Annotated in this window: 11 protein-coding genes; 5 read left to right on the forward strand and 6 right to left on the reverse strand. The window is 60.0% G+C overall.

Going from position 1 to position 16,561, the window contains the following annotated elements; genetic code table 11:
- Positions 1–113 precede the first annotated feature (113 nt).
- The gene (gene dacB / locus FBY12_RS12720; protein ID WP_145253052.1) at positions 114–1,574 is read right to left on the reverse strand and encodes a D-alanyl-D-alanine carboxypeptidase/D-alanyl-D-alanine-endopeptidase; all 1,461 of its coding nucleotides are present in this window, start codon (positions 1,572–1,574) and stop codon (positions 114–116) included.
- A 234-nt stretch (positions 1,575–1,808) separates the two neighbouring features.
- On the opposite strand from dacB, the gene FBY12_RS12725 reads away from it, so the two are divergent.
- On the forward strand, positions 1,809–2,153 hold the full coding sequence (locus FBY12_RS12725) for a YggL family protein (protein ID WP_121733475.1): 345 nt from the start codon (positions 1,809–1,811) through the stop codon (positions 2,151–2,153).
- A gap of 177 nt (positions 2,154–2,330) precedes the next feature.
- Here the strand turns inward: FBY12_RS12725 and FBY12_RS12730 are convergent, their stop codons facing one another.
- Complete coding sequence (locus FBY12_RS12730) at positions 2,331–3,521, reverse strand: benzoate/H(+) symporter BenE family transporter (RefSeq protein WP_121733476.1); 1,191 nt, start codon at positions 3,519–3,521, stop codon at positions 2,331–2,333.
- 356 nt (positions 3,522–3,877) lie between these two features.
- Here FBY12_RS12730 and FBY12_RS12735 point away from each other — a divergent pair, with 356 nt between their 5' ends.
- The gene (locus FBY12_RS12735) at positions 3,878–4,642 is read left to right on the forward strand and encodes a GntR family transcriptional regulator (protein ID WP_092270891.1); all 765 of its coding nucleotides are present in this window, start codon (positions 3,878–3,880) and stop codon (positions 4,640–4,642) included.
- Positions 4,643–4,916: 274 nt separating this feature from the next.
- Here FBY12_RS12735 and guaD read toward each other — a convergent pair whose 3' ends face one another.
- The 4 genes from guaD to xdhA all read right to left on the reverse strand — a co-directional run bounded on the left by guaD (position 4,917) and on the right by xdhA (position 11,056).
- Complete coding sequence (guaD, locus tag FBY12_RS12740) at positions 4,917–6,221, reverse strand: guanine deaminase (protein ID WP_145253053.1); 1,305 nt, start codon at positions 6,219–6,221, stop codon at positions 4,917–4,919.
- Positions 6,222–6,245: 24 nt separating this feature from the next.
- Complete coding sequence (gene xdhC, locus FBY12_RS12745) at positions 6,246–7,091, reverse strand: xanthine dehydrogenase accessory protein XdhC (protein WP_121733478.1); 846 nt, start codon at positions 7,089–7,091, stop codon at positions 6,246–6,248.
- Between the two features lie 118 nt (positions 7,092–7,209).
- On the reverse strand, positions 7,210–9,609 hold the full coding sequence (xdhB, locus tag FBY12_RS12750) for a xanthine dehydrogenase molybdopterin binding subunit (RefSeq protein WP_145253054.1): 2,400 nt from the start codon (positions 9,607–9,609) through the stop codon (positions 7,210–7,212).
- Positions 9,602–11,056, reverse strand: a complete 1,455-nt coding sequence (gene xdhA / locus FBY12_RS12755) for a xanthine dehydrogenase small subunit (RefSeq protein ID WP_145253055.1) — start codon at positions 11,054–11,056, stop codon at positions 9,602–9,604. The genes xdhB and xdhA overlap by 8 nt, the downstream gene beginning before the upstream one ends.
- Before the next feature lie 266 nt (positions 11,057–11,322).
- Here xdhA and FBY12_RS12760 point away from each other — a divergent pair, with 266 nt between their 5' ends.
- The 3 genes from FBY12_RS12760 (at position 11,323) to zipA (ending at position 16,554) form a co-directional block, all read left to right on the forward strand.
- Complete coding sequence (locus FBY12_RS12760) at positions 11,323–11,982, forward strand: GntR family transcriptional regulator (RefSeq protein ID WP_121733481.1); 660 nt, start codon at positions 11,323–11,325, stop codon at positions 11,980–11,982.
- 2 nt (positions 11,983–11,984) lie between these two features.
- Complete coding sequence (gene smc, locus FBY12_RS12765; protein WP_145253056.1) at positions 11,985–15,473, forward strand: chromosome segregation protein SMC; 3,489 nt, start codon at positions 11,985–11,987, stop codon at positions 15,471–15,473.
- A 226-nt stretch (positions 15,474–15,699) separates the two neighbouring features.
- Entirely contained in the window at positions 15,700–16,554 is an 855-nt protein-coding gene (gene zipA, locus FBY12_RS12770; RefSeq protein WP_121733483.1) for a cell division protein ZipA, read from the forward strand.
- The last annotated feature ends 7 nt before the right edge of the window (positions 16,555–16,561 follow it).

Raw genomic sequence — 16,561 nt, forward strand, 5'->3', positions numbered from 1 at the left:
ACACCCCTGTGGGAGCCGAGCTTGCTCGCGATAGCGATCTGTCAGCCAATATTCAAGTCGACTGCCACACCACCATCGCAAGCAAACTCAGCCCCCACAGCATTTTGTGTGCTTTACAGCACCGAAGCCGTGGCTGGCACTTTTGGCTGGCGATATAGATCCAGCAGCACTTGGTCCAGTACCGAAGACGCGCCAAACGGGGCTTTGTCGTTGAGGATGGCCACCACCGCCCAGGTGTTGCCGTTGACGTCGCGGCTGTAGCCGGAGATCGCGCGGACGGTGTTCAGGGTGCCGGTCTTGATGTGCGCTTCGCCGCGCATGGCCGTGGTTTTCAGGCGTTTGCGCATGGTGCCGTCGGTGCCGGCGATCGGCATCGAGCTGATGAACTCGGCGGCATACGGGCTGCGCCACGCGGCCTGGAGCATGCCGGCCATTTCACGGGCACTGACGCGTTCGGCGCGGGACAGGCCGGAGCCGTTCTCCATCACCAGGTGCGGCGCGGTGATGCCTTTCTGCGCCAGCCACTGACGGACCACACGCTGGGCAGCCTTGGCATCATCACCGTCGGCGTCATTGCGAAAGCGCTGGCCGAGGCTCAAAAACAGCTGCTGCGCCATGGTGTTGTTGCTGTACTTGTTGATGTCACGAATGATTTCCGCCAGATCCGGCGAAAACGCCCGCGCCAACACTTTTGCGTCTTTAGGCGTCGGCGCCAGACGGTCGCGGCCCTGGATGCTGCCGCCCAGTTCTTTCCAGATCGCCCGCACGGCGCCCGCGGTGTACGTCGCGTGATCGAGCAGCGACAGGTAAGTCTGCGAACTGCAGCCTTCGCCCAACTGCCCGCCCACCGTCACATTGACGCTGCCATCCGGTTGGGTCACCGGGTTGTACCGCACGCCGCCGGTGCATTGTTTGGAGTTGATGGCCTTGACCTGATTGTCGATGCGCACCGTCGCAATCGGCGGCTCCACCGACACCAGCACCTTGCCGTTGTCGTTGCGCGCAACAAAACGCAGGGCTTTGAGGTTGACCATCAGCGAATCGGGTTTGACCAGGAACGGCTTGTTCTCGTCATTGCCGTCGTCATTGAATTGCGGCAACTGCGGTTGCATGAAGAAGCCGCGATCCAGCACCAGGTCGCCAGTAATCTGCGTTACGCCGTTGGCGCGCAGGTCGCGCATCAGCAGCCAGAGTTTTTCCATGTTCAGTTTCGGATCGCCGCCACCCTTGAGGTAGAGGTTGCCGTTGAGGATGCCGCCGCTGAGCGTGCCGTCAGTGTAAAACTCGGTTTTCCACTGATGGTTGGGGCCGAGCATTTCCAGCGCGGCGTAAGTGGTGACCAGTTTCATGGTCGATGCCGGGTTGACCGAAACATCGGCGTTGAAGATCGTCGGCGTGCCCGGGCCGTTGAGCGGGATCAGCACCAGCGACAGGGCGTTGTCCTGCAATTTGCTGGCCTTGAGGGCTTTTTCAACGTTGGGAGACAGGGCGGTGTTGATCGGGGCGGCAGAAACCGGGAGCGCCAGGGGCAGAAGAAGACTGGCAAAAAACAGTGGACGCAAAGATTTGATCATATGAAGTAAAACCCTGCAGGCGAGGGGAAAAAAGGCGAGGGCATGAAGATAAAATCCCTCAGTGGTCATGAAAGTGTCGGCATTATGCCCCAAGGTGACGCACCTTGTGCCGTGCGCAACCCCCCTGATTGGCTATTTTTTTACCGACGGTAGCCTGGCCACTACCGTGGAACGGGTAATTGGCGCCTTAAACTGCTAAAGTGCCGCCCGTTATTACTTATGAGGATTGTTCCAATGGCGACTAACCGTTCCCAGCGTCTGCGCAAAAAACTGTGCGTCGATGAATTTCAAGAGCTGGGTTTCGAGCTGAACCTGGATTTCAAAGAAGATTTGGCTGATGAAGCCATTGATGCTTTCCTCGACGCGTTCTTGACAGAAGCCATGGAAGCCAACGGTCTGGGTTATGTTGGCGGCGACGACTTCGGTCTGGTTTGCCTGATCAAGCGTGGCTCGGTGTCCGAAGAGCAGCGCGCTGCTGTTGAAGCCTGGCTCAAGGGCCGCAGCGAACTGACTGAAGTCACTGTCAGCCCGCTGCTCGACGTCTGGTACCCGGAAAAGCCAATCAATCCGGTAGCTTGATGTCATAAAAGAAACGGCGACCCACGGGTCGCCGTTTTTTTTTGCCTGCGATTTGCTGGTACAGGTGTAGGGTTCGGACTGCAATGGCGTTCTCGCAAATGTCTTCGCGGGCAAGCCTCGCTCCTACAAAGGCTGGCGCTGATCCTGTAGGAGCGAGGCTTGCCCGCGAAGAGGCCCTCAGCTTTTACGCCAATTCAAAATCAGCAACGTCAAAACCCCCGCGACAATCCCCCAAAACGCCGAGCCGATGGAAAACAGCGTCAGCCCCGACGCGGTGACCATAAAAGTGATCAGCGCCGCTTCACGTTCCTTCGCCTCACTCATGGCAATGCTCAAACCATTCATGATCGAGGCAAACAGCGCCAGCGCGGCAATCGACAGCACTAATTCCTTCGGCAACGCTGCGAACAGCGCCGCCAACGTCGCGCCGAACACCCCGGCAATCCCGTAGAAAATCCCGCACCAGACCGCCGCCGTATAACGCTTGTTGCGATCCTCATGGGCGTGCGGCCCGGTGCAGATCGCCGCGCTGATCGCCGCCAGGTTGATGCCGTGCGAGCCGAACGGCGCCAGCAGCAACGAGGCAATCCCGGTCGTGGTGATCAGCGGCGAGGCGGGCACGTTATAACCGTCGGCGCGCAACACAGCGATGCCGGGCATGTTTTGCGAGGTCATCGCCACCACAAACAGCGGGATGCCGATGCTGATGGTCGCGGCAAAGGAAAAGTGCGGCGTGGTCCACACCGGCGTCGCCACTTCCAGATGAAACCCGCTGAAATCCAGCAACCCCATGAACCCCGACATCGCCGTGCCGATCAACAGCGCGGCGAGCACCGCATAACGCGGCGACAGGCGTTTGACCAGCAGATAAGTGAAGAACATCGCCAGTACCAACGTCGTGCGATGCTGCGCCGCGACAAAAATCTCGCTGCCGATCTTGAACAGAATCCCGGCGAGCAGGGCGGCCGCCAGTGATGCCGGGATCTTTTTCACCAGCCGTTCGAAGCTGCCGGTCAAACCACAAATCGTCACCAGCACCGCGCAGGTAATGTACGCGCCGATGGCTTCGCCGTAACTCACGCCGCCGAGGCTGGTGATCAGCAACGCCGCGCCGGGAGTCGACCAGGCAATGGTGATCGGCGTGCGATAACGCAACGACAGGCCGATCGAGCAAACCGCCATGCCGATCGAGATCGCCCAGATCCACGAAGAAATCTGCCCACTGCTCAGGCCCGCCGCTTGCCCGGCCTGAAACATCAGCACCAGCGAGCTGGTGTAGCCAGTCATCATCGCGATGAACCCGGCGACAATGGCCGACGGCGAAGTGTCGGCAAATGGGCGCAGGCGAGTGTGCGTGACGTCGTTCATGACAGCGGTGTTCCTTGTTCTAGTGAAGATGCCCGGCGCAACGCGATCCCTGTAGGAGCGAGGCTTGCCCGCGAAGGCGTCATGCCAGTCGATATCAATGTTGAATGACACGACGCCTTCGCGGGCAAGCCTCGCTCCTACAGATTTGTGTTCACGCAGCAGATTGCGCGTTCAAGCCTAAACTCAAATGTAACGGACCGTTGCAATACAGCCGTGGCCGCAATCAGCCATACAGTCGTGTTGCCACCATCCATTGTGTACAATCGCGGTGTTTTTTACGCGATACTTGCCAGCGACCCACTGTGCCGTATTACAGTCACGGTCTATTCGCCGCAGTTCTCCCGACTCGAGTGCCCATGAACGAACAGTTGCAGCCCCTCAAGAAACAACCGCGAGCAGGCAAAGCCGGCCGCAGCGGTACCCAGGACGATATTGTCTACGCGCATATCTTCGAGGCCATCCTCGAACAGCGTCTGGCGCCCGGCACCAAGTTGAGCGAAGAAGCGCTGGGGGAAATTTTCGGGGTCAGCCGCACCATCATTCGCCGCGCGTTATCGCGACTGGCGCATGAGGGCGTGGTATTGCTGCGGCCAAACCGTGGCGCCGTGGTCGCGAGCCCGAGCGTCGAAGAGGCGCGTCAGGTGTTCCTCGCCCGGCGTCTGGTCGAGCGCGCGATCACCGAACTGGCCGTGCAGCACGCCACCGCCGAGCAGATTGCCGAGCTGCGGCAGATGGTCAACGACGAGCGCGACAGCTTCTCGCGTGGCGATCGCGGCGCCGGTATCCGGCTATCGGGTGAATTCCATTTGAAACTTGCCGAAGCTGCGAAGAACGCGCCGCTGATCAGTTTCCAGCGCAGCCTGGTGTCGCAGACCTCGCTGATCATCGCCCAATACGAAAGCGGCAACCGCTCGCATTGTTCATATGACGAGCACACGCAGTTGATCGACGCGATTGAAGCGCGCAACGGTGGTCTGGCGGTGGATTTGATGATGCATCACATGGACCACATCGACAGCAAACTCAACCTCGACGAAGAAAGCGCGTCGGATGATTTGCATGCGGTGTTCTCGCATTTGTTGCAGACCAAAAAACCTGGGCGTTCGGCTGCCAAGCTCTAACGCAGACCGCGTCGCGGCCATCGCGAGCAAGCTCGGCTCCCACAGGGGATTTGTGAGCGACTCAGATCATTGGCAGGCGCGACTCCGCTGATCGCGAGCAGGCTCACTCCTACAAGGGATTTGTGTACTACACAGATCTAATGTGGGAGCGAGCTTGCTCGCGATAGCGATCTGACAGGCAATAAAAATCCCCCGGGCTCTATGAGCAACGGGGGATTTTTTTATACCTTGAAAAACCTTCAGATCGTTCCCACGCTCCAGGTCGGGGAATACCTCAGCGCTGGTGCACCTGATTCCCTGCCGCGTACGTCTGCAGCACCGTCCGGTCATCGCCCAGCGTCATCAGCACAAACAACGTTTCGGCGATGTCTTTCGACTGCTTCAAGCGATAGCTCAGCAGCGGTGTGGCGTTGTAATCCAAAACCAGGAAGTCCGCGTCAGTGCCCGGCTGCAACGTGCCGATTTTCTCTTCCAGACGCAGCGCACGCGCGCCGCCGAGGGTCGCCAGGTACAGCGATTTGAACGGGCTCAACCGCGCGCCTTGCAGTTGCATGACTTTGTACGCTTCGTTCAGGGTTTGCAGCAGCGAGAAACTGGTGCCGCCGCCAACGTCCGTGCCCAGGCCGACATTGACCTTGTGCTTCTCGGCCATCGGCAAGTTGAACAAACCGCTGCCGAGAAACAGGTTCGACGTTGGGCAAAAAGCGATCGCCGAGCCCGTCTCCGCCAGTCGCGCGCACTCGTCATCACACAAATGCACGCCGTGGGCGAACACCGAGCGCTCGCCGAGCAGCTGATAGTGGTCGTAGACGTCGAGGTAACCCTTGCGCTCCGGAAACAGCTCCTTGACCCACTCGACTTCCTGCAGGTTTTCGCTGATGTGCGTCTGCATGTACAAATCAGGGTATTCGCCGAGCAATTGACCGGCGAGCGTCAGTTGTTCCGGGGTGCTGGTCGGGGCGAAACGTGGAGTCACCGCGTAGTGCAAACGGCCCTTGCCGTGCCAGCGCTCGATCAGCGCCTTGCTCTCGACATAGCTGGATTCAGCGGTGTCGGTCAGGTAGTCCGGCGCGTTGCGGTCCATCATCACCTTGCCGGCGATCATCCGCAGGTCAAGTTGCTCGGCGACTTCGAAAAACGAGTTCACCGATTGCGGGTGCACGCTGCCGAACACCAGCGCGGTGGTAGTGCCGTTGCGCAGCAGTTCCTTGACGAAAATATCCGCGACTTCATCAGCGTGGGCCTTGTCGCCGAACTGGCTTTCGCACGGGAAGGTGTAGGTGTTGAGCCAGTCGAGCAACTGCTCGCCGTAGGCGCCGACCATGCCGGTTTGCGGGAAGTGAATGTGCGTGTCGATGAAGCCTGGTGTGATCAGCGCGTCCTGATAATGAGTGATCTCGATATCGGCCGGCAGCGTCGGCAGCAAATCGCTGGCGTGGCCGAGGGCGCTGATCTGGCCGTTATCGACTACCAGCAGGCCGTCTTCGAAATACTCATACGAGGCTTCGATCCCCACTTCGGCGGGGTCGGCGATGCTGTGCAGGATGGCGGCACGGTAGGCTTTGCGAGTCAGAGGCATGTCGTTTCTCAGTGTCTGGGCTTATCAATTAGAGGCTTGGCTGCGGCGTGAAACGGGCAGCAGTTTGGCGATCGATGATCCGGCGCTGGCGCTTTGCTGGCCGAAATTCGCGTTATAGGTGGCGATGATTTCGCCGGCGATGGAGACGGCGATTTCCACAGGCAACTTGCCTTTGACTTCGCCAATGCCCATCGGGCAGCGCATGCGTTGCAGCACGGCGCTGTCAAAACCGCGGTCGCGCAAACGATGTTCGAACTTGACGCGTTTGGTCTTCGAGCCGATCAGGCCGAAGTAGGCGAAGTCGTTGCGCTTGAGGATCGCGGCGGTGAGTTCGAGGTCGAGCTGGTGGTTGTGGGTCATGACGATGCAATAGCTGCCCACGGGCAAATCGTCGATTTCATCGAGCGGTTCTTCGGCGACGATTTTACGCACGCCGTGGGGGATCTGCTCGGGGAACTCGGCGTCGCGCGAGTCGATCCAGCGCACGCGGCAGGGCAGGCTGGCGAGCAACGGCACCAGCGCGCGACCGACATGGCCGGCGCCGAACACGGCGATTTGCGCCTGGACCTGGCCCATCGGTTCGAACAGCAACACGGTCACGCCGCCGCAGCATTGGCCCAGACTGGCGCCGAGGCTGAAGCGCTCCAGATGCGTGTCCTGCTTGCCGCTGGCGAGCATTTCGCGGGCGATCTGCATGGCTTTGTATTCCAGATGCCCGCCACCGATGGTGTCGAAGCTCTGTTTGGCGCTGATAACCATTTTCGAACCGGCATTGCGCGGCGTCGAGCCGAGCTCTTCGATGATGGTCACCAACACGCAGGGTTCGCCTTGGGATTGCAAGTCGGCGAGGGCGTCGATCCAGTTGTACATGTTTCACCTCGACATCTGTGTTGTCTGTCAGTCCGTCATCGCGAGCAGGGCTCACTCCCACATTTGGAATGCATTCCCCTGTAGGAGTGAGCCTGCTCGCGATGGCCGCGCCTCGGTATCAGAGCGAAGCCAACTCAACTTCGGTTTCGACAGCCTTCGCCGCTTTCAACTGGCGCATCTGCTCGCAACCCCACAACACCCGCTCCGGCGTCGCCGGCGCATCGATATTCGGCTGATGTCTGTAGTCACCCAAACTCGCCACGGCATCCTTGATTGCGCACCACGAAGCAATCCCGAGCATGAACGGCGGCTCACCCACAGCCTTGGAATGGAACACCGTGTCTTCCGGGTTTTTGCGGTTTTCCACCAGCTTCACCCGCAGGTCCAGCGGCATGTCCGCCACGGCCGGAATCTTGTAGCTCGCCGGGCCGTTGGTCATCAGTTTGCCCTTGTTGTTCCACACCAGTTCTTCCATGGTCAGCCACCCCATGCCCTGGATGAAACCACCTTCAACCTGACCGATATCGATCGACGGATTCAGCGAAGCGCCGACGTCGTGAAGAATATCGGTGCGCAGCATTTTGTATTCGCCGGTCAAGGTATCGACGATCACTTCACAGCACGCCGCGCCGAACGCGTAGTAATAGAACGGCCGACCCCGCGCCTGACTGCGGTCGTAGAAGATTTTCGGGGTCTTGTAGAACCCGGTACTGGACAACGAAACCTGCGCGAAATACGCCTGCTGGATCAGCGCCTCAAACGTCAGAATGTGATCGCGAACCCGCACATGACCGTTGTGGAATTCGACGTCTTCTTCGCTGACCTTGTATTGCCGCGCGGCGAATTCCACCAGGCGTTTCTTGATGATTTCCGCAGCGTTCTGCGCGGCTTTACCGTTCAGGTCGGCACCGCTGGAAGCGGCGGTCGGCGAGGTGTTCGGCACTTTGTCGGTGTTGGTTGCGGTGATCTGCACGCGGTCCATTTCCACCTGGAACACTTCGGCCACGACTTGCGCGACTTTGGTGTTCAAACCCTGGCCCATTTCGGTGCCGCCGTGGTTCAAGTGAATGCTGCCGTCGGTGTAAACGTGGATCAGCGCGCCGGCCTGATTGAGGAAACTCGCGGTGAACGAAATACCGAATTTGACCGGGGTCAGCGCCAGGCCTTTTTTCAGAATCGGGCTGTTGGCGTTGTAGCGGCGAATCGCTTCGCGACGCTCGGCGTACTGGCTGCTTTCTTCGAGTTCGGCGGTCATTTCTTCGAGCATGTTGTGCTCGACGGTCTGGTAGTAATGCGTGACGTTGCGCTCGGTTTTGCCGTAGTAGTTGGCCTTGCGCACGGCCAGTGGATCGAGGGCCAGATGACGGGCAATCGCGTCCATCACTTCTTCAATCGCCACCATCCCTTGCGGGCCGCCGAAACCACGGTAAGCGGTGTTCGACGCGGTGTTGGTCTTGCAGCGGTGGCCGTTGATCGTCGCATCGCCGAGGTAGTACGAGTTGTCGGCGTGGAACATCGCGCGGTCGACAATCGACGCCGACAAGTCCGGCGAACAGCCGCAGTTGCCGGCCAGTTCCAGCGCGATGCCGTGCAGGCGACCGGTGCTGTCGAAGCCAACGTCATATTCGACGTAAAACGGGTGACGCTTGCCGGTCATCAACATGTCTTCGACGCGCGGCAGGCGCATCTTGGTCGGCTGACCAGTGAGGTGCGCGATCACTGCGCACAGGCACGCCGGGCTGGCTGCCTGAGTTTCCTTGCCGCCAAAACCGCCGCCCATGCGCCGCATGTCGACGACGATTTTATTCATCGACACGTCGAGCACTTCGGCGACCAGTTTTTGCACTTCGGTAGGGTTTTGCGTCGAGCAGTAAACGATCATCCCGCCGTCTTCGGTCGGCATCACCGAGGAGATTTGCGTCTCCAGATAAAAATGTTCCTGGCCGCCGATGTGCAGCGTGCCCTGGATGCGATGTTCGGCAGTCGCCAAGGCACCGGCCGAGTCGCCGCGCTGGTGAGTGTGGCTGTCGAGCACGAAGTGGCGTTTTCGCAAGGCTTCAACCACGTCCAGAACGGGCTCGAGATCTTCGTATTCGATGATCGCGGCCATCGCCGCTTTGCGCGCGGTTTCCAGGTCTTTCGCCGCCACCGCAACCACCGGTTGGCCGACGAATTCCACGGTGTCGATGGCCAGCAACGGGTCGCCCGGCAGCAGCGGGCCGATGTCTTTCAGGCCCGGCACGTCTTCGTGAGTGATGGCGATGCGCACGCCTTCGAAGGCGTAGCACGGCGCGGTGTCGATGCTGATGATTCTCGCGTGGGCGCGGTCCGACAGGCGTGCGTAAACGTGCAACTGGTTCGGAAATTCCAGGCGGTCGTCGATGTACTGCGCTTCACCGGACACGTGCTTGGCGGCGCTGTCGTGCTTGACGCTGCGGCCGACGCCGGTGGTCAGGTCCTGGGCGAACAGTTCAGCCAGTTCGGCTTGGGTCTTCTCTACAGCGTGATGATTAGACATAAGCGGTCACCCGAGTCTCGATGTGCGGTGTTTGCAGTTCGATGAAGTATTTGCGCAGCAGGTTTTGCGCGCTGAGCAGGCGATATTCCTTGCTCGCGCGGAAGTCCGAGAGCGGGGTGAAATCTTCCGCCAGCGCGGTGCATGCACGTTCGATGGTGGCGTGGTTGAACGGCGCACCGAGCAGCGCGGTTTCGCAGTTTTTCGCGCGTTTCGGGATCGCCGCCATGCCGCCGAATGCCACGCGGGCGTCGGCGATCACACCGTTTTCAAAACGCAGATTGAACGCGGCGCAGACTGCGGAAATGTCGTCGTCCAGACGCTTCGACACTTTATAGGCGCGGAACAGTTGTTCGGCGCTGGCGCGGGGCACGATGATCTTTTCGATGAACTCGCTTTCCTGACGCGCGGTCACCCGGTAATCGATGAAGTAGTCTTCCAGCGCCAGGGTGCGCCGGGTTTCGCCCTTGCACAGGACGATCTGCGCGCCCAAGGCTATCAGCAGCGGCGGCGAGTCACCGATGGGCGAGGCGTTGCCGATGTTGCCGCCCAAGGTGCCCTGGTTGCGAATCTGCAATGAAGCGAAGCGCTGCAGCAATTCGCCGAAGTCCGGGTATTCCGCTTTCAACGCTTCGTAGCAATCGGAGAGGGCGGTGGCGGCGCCGATTTCCAGACGATCGTCGAAACGCTCGATGCGCTTCATTTCGGCGACGTTGCCGACGTAGATCATCACCGGCAAGGTGCGATGGAATTGCGTGACTTCCAGCGCCAGGTCGGTGCCGCCGGCCAGCAGGCGGGCTTGCGGATAGGCGTCGTAGAGGTCGGCCAGATCGGCCACGGTCAGCGGCACCAGGCAACGCTTGTCGCCACTGTTGAGCTCGCCGATGTCGGTTGGGGCGATGGCTTTGAGGCGGGCGATGGTGTCGGCCTCGCGCGCATCGAACTGGTCGGGTTGCTTGCCGCAGCACGATTGCTGCGCGGCTTCGAGAATCGGCCGATAGCCGGTGCAGCGGCAGAGGTTGCCGGCCAGCGCTTCGTGGGCCTTGTGCGAGTCCGGCGCGTCGCTGTTCTTCTGCAGCGCGAACAGCGACATGACGAAGCCTGGCGTGCAGAAGCCGCATTGCGAGCCGTGGCACTCGACCATGGCTTGTTGCACGCTGTGCAATTGGCCCTGGTGCTTGAGGTCTTCGACGCTGATCAATTGTTTGCCGTGCAGTGACGAAACGAACGTCAGGCACGAGTTGAGGCTGCGATAGCGAATGTGTTCGCGGCCAGCGTCATCCGTTTGCAGCTCGCCGACAACCACGGTGCAGGCGCCGCAGTCACCGCTGGCGCAGCCTTCTTTGGTGCCGGGTTTGCCGACGTGGTCGCGCAGGTAATTGAGCACGGTCAGGTTCGGGTCCAGGGCGTGCTCGCTACGGAGTTCCTGGTTGAGTAAAAACTGGATCACGGATGGCCTCGCAGACTCATTATTGTTGTTAACCGATGTGAGCCGAATTTATCAGGTCTGACTTTTCGGTCAATGGTTTTCTGACTTAAAGGTCAGGAAATCAGCTTTTGTCGATCAACAGCGCGTTTCATTAGTATTGACCCTCACGTGTCAGCTTGCTTTTTGCTTATTTCGTGCCAAAAACCGCCGGGTGGGCACTCCGCCATGACATAGCAATTGCGCTACACTGCGCCGCTTGTGCAGATCGAAGAGTTTGAAGGACAACCATGACGTTCAAGGCGCCGGACAGCCTCGCCGAGCAAATTGCTCACCACCTCGCCGAACGTATCATTCGCGGCGAAATGAAGCCGGGAGAGCGCATCCAGGAACAGAAGGTCACGCTGGCACTCAATGTCAGCCGCGGTTCGGTCCGCGAAGCCTTGCTGATCCTGGAGCGCCGCCACTTGATCGCGATCCTCCCGCGACGGGGCGCCCATGTCACCGAACTCACCGCGCACAAGGTCCAGAGCCTGTGCACGCTGATGAGCGAGTTGTACATCTTGCTCGGCAACGCCGTGGCCAGCGGCTGGCAAGTCCAGGCCGACCTGGCGGCGTTCGTGCAGATCCAGCAACGCCTGAGCGCCAGTTACGAGCGCCAGGACATTCGCACGTTCGTTGACGACAGTTTCAGCGTGATGCGCGCCGCGTACCCGTTTGCCAACAACCCGTATTTGCAGGAAACCGTGGAAAATCTGCAGCCGGCCATGAGCCGCGCGTATTTTCTTGCACTGGAACAGCGCAAAGCCGAGATGAGCGAGTTCCTCGAATTGTTCGAGCGCTTGCTGGCGGCGGTGATCGCCCGTGACTTCCCGCAGATTCGTGTGGTGCTGACGGCTTATGCCCAGCGCAGCTGTGATCTGGTGATTTCCGCCCTGACGGTCGCCTAAGCGTGCGGCTCAAGTGCATCAAACTGGCGGGGTTCAAATCCTTCGTCGACCCGACCACGGTGAACTTCCCCAGTAACATGGCGGCAGTGGTTGGGCCCAATGGTTGCGGCAAGTCGAACATCATCGACGCCGTGCGTTGGGTGATGGGCGAGAGCTCGGCAAAAAACCTGCGCGGCGAGTCGATGACCGACGTCATCTTCAATGGCTCGACCAGCCGCAAACCGGTCAGCCAGGCGAGCATCGAACTGGTGTTCGACAACTCCGACGGCACGCTGGTCGGCGAATACGCGGCTTATGCGGAAATTTCCATTCGCCGCAAAGTGACCCGCGACAGCCAGAACAGTTACTTCCTCAACGGCACCAAATGCCGGCGGCGCGACATCACCGACATCTTCCTCGGCACCGGCCTCGGCCCGCGCAGCTACTCGATCATCGAGCAGGGGATGATCTCCAAACTGATCGAAGCCAAGCCTGAAGACCTGCGCAACTTTATTGAAGAAGCGGCCGGCATCTCCAAGTACAAGGAGCGCCGCCGCGAGACTGAAAACCGCATCCGCCGCACCCACGAAAACCTCGCGCGCCTGACCGACTTGCGCGACGAGCTCGAACGCCAACTCGAACGCCTGCACCGCCAGGCCGAGTCGGCCAAGAAGTATCAGGAATATAAAGGTGAGGAGCGTCAGCTCAAGGCGCAATTGTCGGCGCTGCGCTGGCAGGCGCTGAACGAGCAGGTCGGGCAGCGCGAAGCGGTGATCGGCAATCAGGAAATCACCTTCGAAGCCTTGGTCGCCGAACAACGCAACGCCGACGCCGCAATTGAACGCCTGCGTGACGGTCACCATGACCTGTCCGAGCGCTTCAATCTGGTGCAAGGGCGCTTTTATTCGGTCGGCGGCGACATCGCCCGGGTCGAGCAAAGTATTCAGCACGGCCAGCAGCGTTTGCGCCAGTTGCAGGATGATTTGAAAGAAGCCGAACGCGCACGCCTGGAAACCGAGTCGCACCTGGGCCACGACCGCACGTTGCTGCTGACCCTCGGCGAAGAACTCGACCTGCTGACCCCGGAACAGGAAGTCACTAGCGCCGCCGCCGAAGAGGCCGCCGCTGCGCTGGAAGAATCCGAAACCAGCATGCACGCCTGGCAAGAGCAGTGGGACACGTTCAACCTCACCGCCGCCGAACCGCGCCGCCAGTCCGAAGTGCAGCAGTCGCGCATCCAGCAGCTCGAAACCAGCATGGAACGCCTGGCCGAACGGCAAAAGCGTCTCGGCGAGGAGCGTGCGCTGCTTTCGGCTGACCCCGAAGACGCGGCGATCATGGCGCTTAACGAGCAGCTCGCGGAGTCCGAGGCGACGCTTGAGGATTTGCAGACCAGTGAACAGGCGCAAGTCGAGAAACTCGAACAGCTGCGTCAGGAATTGCAGCAAGCACTGACCGCGCAACAAACCGCGCAAGGTGACTTGCAGCGTCTCAACGGGCGTTTGGCCTCGCTGGAAGCCTTGCAGCAAGCCGCGCTCGATCCCGGCACCGGCACCGCTGAATGGCTGCGCGAACAGAACCTGGCCGAGCGTCCGCGCCTGGCCGACGGCTTGAGCGTTGAGGCGGGTTGGGAGCTGGCGGTGGAAACCGTGCTCGGCGCCGACCTGCAAGCAGTGCTGGTCAACGACTTCGGCGATTTCGATCTGGCCGGGTTTGCCCAAGGCGATTTGCGTTTGCTCAGCGCCGCCACCGATGGTGTGCGCGTGGCCGGCAGTCTGCTCGACAAGGTCGAGGCGGCGGTTGATCTGTCGCCCTGGCTGGGGCAGGTCAAACCGGTGGAAAATCTCGATCAGGCCTTGGCCCTGCGCGGTCAATTGGCCGACGGCGAAAGCCTGATCAGCCGCGATGGTTATTGGGTCAGCCGGCACTTTCTGCGGGTGCGCCGCGCCAGTGAAGCGGAAAGCGGCGTGATCGCCCGTGGTCAGGAAATTCACAATCTGGGCATCGAACGTGAAGAGCGCGAAGCCACGGTCGAAACCCTCGAGACACAATTGCAGAACCTGCGCGCGCAACAGCGTCAGCAGGAAAACGGTCGCGAACATTTGCGTCGTTTGCTACAGGACGAAGCACGCCAGCAAGGCGAATTGAAAGCCCAACTGTCCGCCGGCAAAGCCAAGGCTGAACAACTGACGTTGCGCCGCACGCGTCTCGACGAAGAGCTCGGCGAACTGGCTGAGCAACGCGCGCTGGAACACGAAAACATTGGCGAGGCGCGCCTGCAATTGCAGGAAGCGCTCGACGCGATGGAGCTCGACACCGAGCAGCGCGAATTACTGATGGCTCAGCGCGACAGCTTGCGCGAACGCCTTGATCGGGTGCGCCAGGAAGCGCGACAGCACAAGGATCATGCGCACCAATTAGCCGTGCGTCTGGGCTCGCTGAAGGCCCAGCATGACTCGACGCGGCAGGCGCTGGAACGTCTGGAGATGCAGTCCGAGCGCCTGACCGAGAAGCGCGAACAGCTCAGTTTGAATCTGGAGGAGGGCGAGGCACCGCTGGAAGAGCTGCGCCTCAAACTTGAAGAATTGCTCGACAAGCGCATGACCGTCGACGAAGAACTGAAAACCGCGCAAGCCGCCATGGAAGACGCCGACCGCGAGTTGCGTGATGCCGAGAAACGCCGCAATCAGGCCGAGCAGCAATCGCAATTGATTCGCGGGCAGATGGAAACCCAGCGCATGGAATGGCAGGCCCTGACGGTGCGGCGCAAAACCCTCGAAGATCAATTGCTGGAGGATGGCTACGACTTGCATGGCGTGATCGCCACGCTGGTGGCCGAGGCCAACGAGAAGGACGCCGAGGAAGAGTTGGAGCGCATCGCCGCACGAATTGCGCGGCTCGGTGCGATCAACCTCGCGGCCATCGACGAATACACCCAGCAATCCGAACGCAAGCGTTATCTGGACGCGCAGAACGACGATCTGGTCGAAGCGCTGGACACTCTGGAAAACGTGATTCGCAAGATCGACAAGGAAACCCGAAACCGCTTCAAAGATACCTTTGATCAGATCAATGCCGGAATTCAGGCACTTTTCCCAAAAGTTTTCGGTGGCGGCAGCGCCTACTTGGAACTGACGGGCGAAGATCTACTCGATACAGGGGTGACAATCATGGCGCGGCCGCCAGGGAAGAAGAACAGCACCATCCATTTGCTCTCCGGCGGCGAAAAAGCCCTGACTGCATTGGCGCTGGTATTTGCCATCTTCAAACTGAATCCGGCGCCGTTTTGTATGCTCGACGAAGTTGACGCGCCACTGGATGACGCTAACGTTGGACGCTACGCACGACTGGTCAAGGAAATGTCGCAGACGGTGCAGTTCATCTACATCACCCACAACAAGATCGCCATGGAAATGGCTGATCAACTGATGGGGGTGACGATGCATGAACCGGGTTGTTCGCGTCTGGTGGCGGTCGATGTCGAAGAAGCGATGGCGATGGTGGACGCCTAGCGGCGCAGCGATAAGTCTCAAGTTATAAGCCGTAAGTGAAACGGCTTGGCGCTTGAAGCTTAAAGCTTGTAGCTGCGAAGCCGTTGGTCGTGCTAGTTTAATGTCAATTTTTCGTGTACGTGGGCAAAACGCCTGTCAGAACATAGAGTTGGCGCCACGTTTTAAAGCGGTTTGCACGGTGTAAACCCCTTATTTTTCAGCATTTTTTATAGAGGCACGGGATTACATGGAAATCGGTCTGCGCGAGTGGCTGATCGTCATCGGCATCATTGTCATTGCCGGTATTCTTTTCGATGGCTGGCGCCGTATGCGCGGCGGCAAGGGAAAACTTAAATTCCGTCTGGATCGAAGTCTGTCCAACCTGCCGGACGAGGACAGCAGCGCCGAGCTGTTGGGCCCGCCCCGCGTGCTGGACACGCATAAAGAGCCGCAACTGGACGAACACGATTTGCCGTCGGTGAGCATGCCGGCGCGCGAGCCTCGTGAATCGGGTTCCAAGCGCGGCAAGCGTGGCCATGGCGAACCTTCGCAGGGCGACATGAACCTGAGCCTGGATCTGGACGGCGGCCCGAGCTTCAGCAGCCGCGACGACGATTTCCCGGATGACACCAAGTCGTCGCCGGCGGTCAGCGACAAAGAACAGCCGCAAGCCGAGGAAGTGCTGGTGATCAGCGTGATCTGCCGCGACGCTGCCGGCTTCAAGGGCCCGGCGCTGTTGCAGAACATTCTCGAAAGTGGTCTGCGTTTCGGCGAGATGGATATTTTCCATCGCCACGAAAGCATGGCGGGCAACGGCGAAGTGCTGTTCTCCATGGCCAACGCGGTCAAGCCGGGCATCTTTGATCTGGACGACATCGACCATTTCAGCACGCCGGCCGTGAGCTTTTTCCTCGGTCTGCCGGGCCCGCGTCATCCGAAGCAAGCTTTCGACGTGATGGTGGCCGCAGCGCGCAAGCTGTCGCAGGAGCTTAACGGCGAACTGAAAGACGACCAGCGCAGCGTGCTGACCGCCCAGACGATCGAGCATTACCGTCAGCGTATCGTCGAGTTCGAACGTCGCGCCCTGACCCAGAAACGCTGAAATTGGC

Source organism: Pseudomonas sp. SJZ131 (assembly GCF_007828705.1).
In the GTDB taxonomy this organism is placed as follows: domain Bacteria; phylum Pseudomonadota; class Gammaproteobacteria; order Pseudomonadales; family Pseudomonadaceae; genus Aquipseudomonas; species Aquipseudomonas prosekii.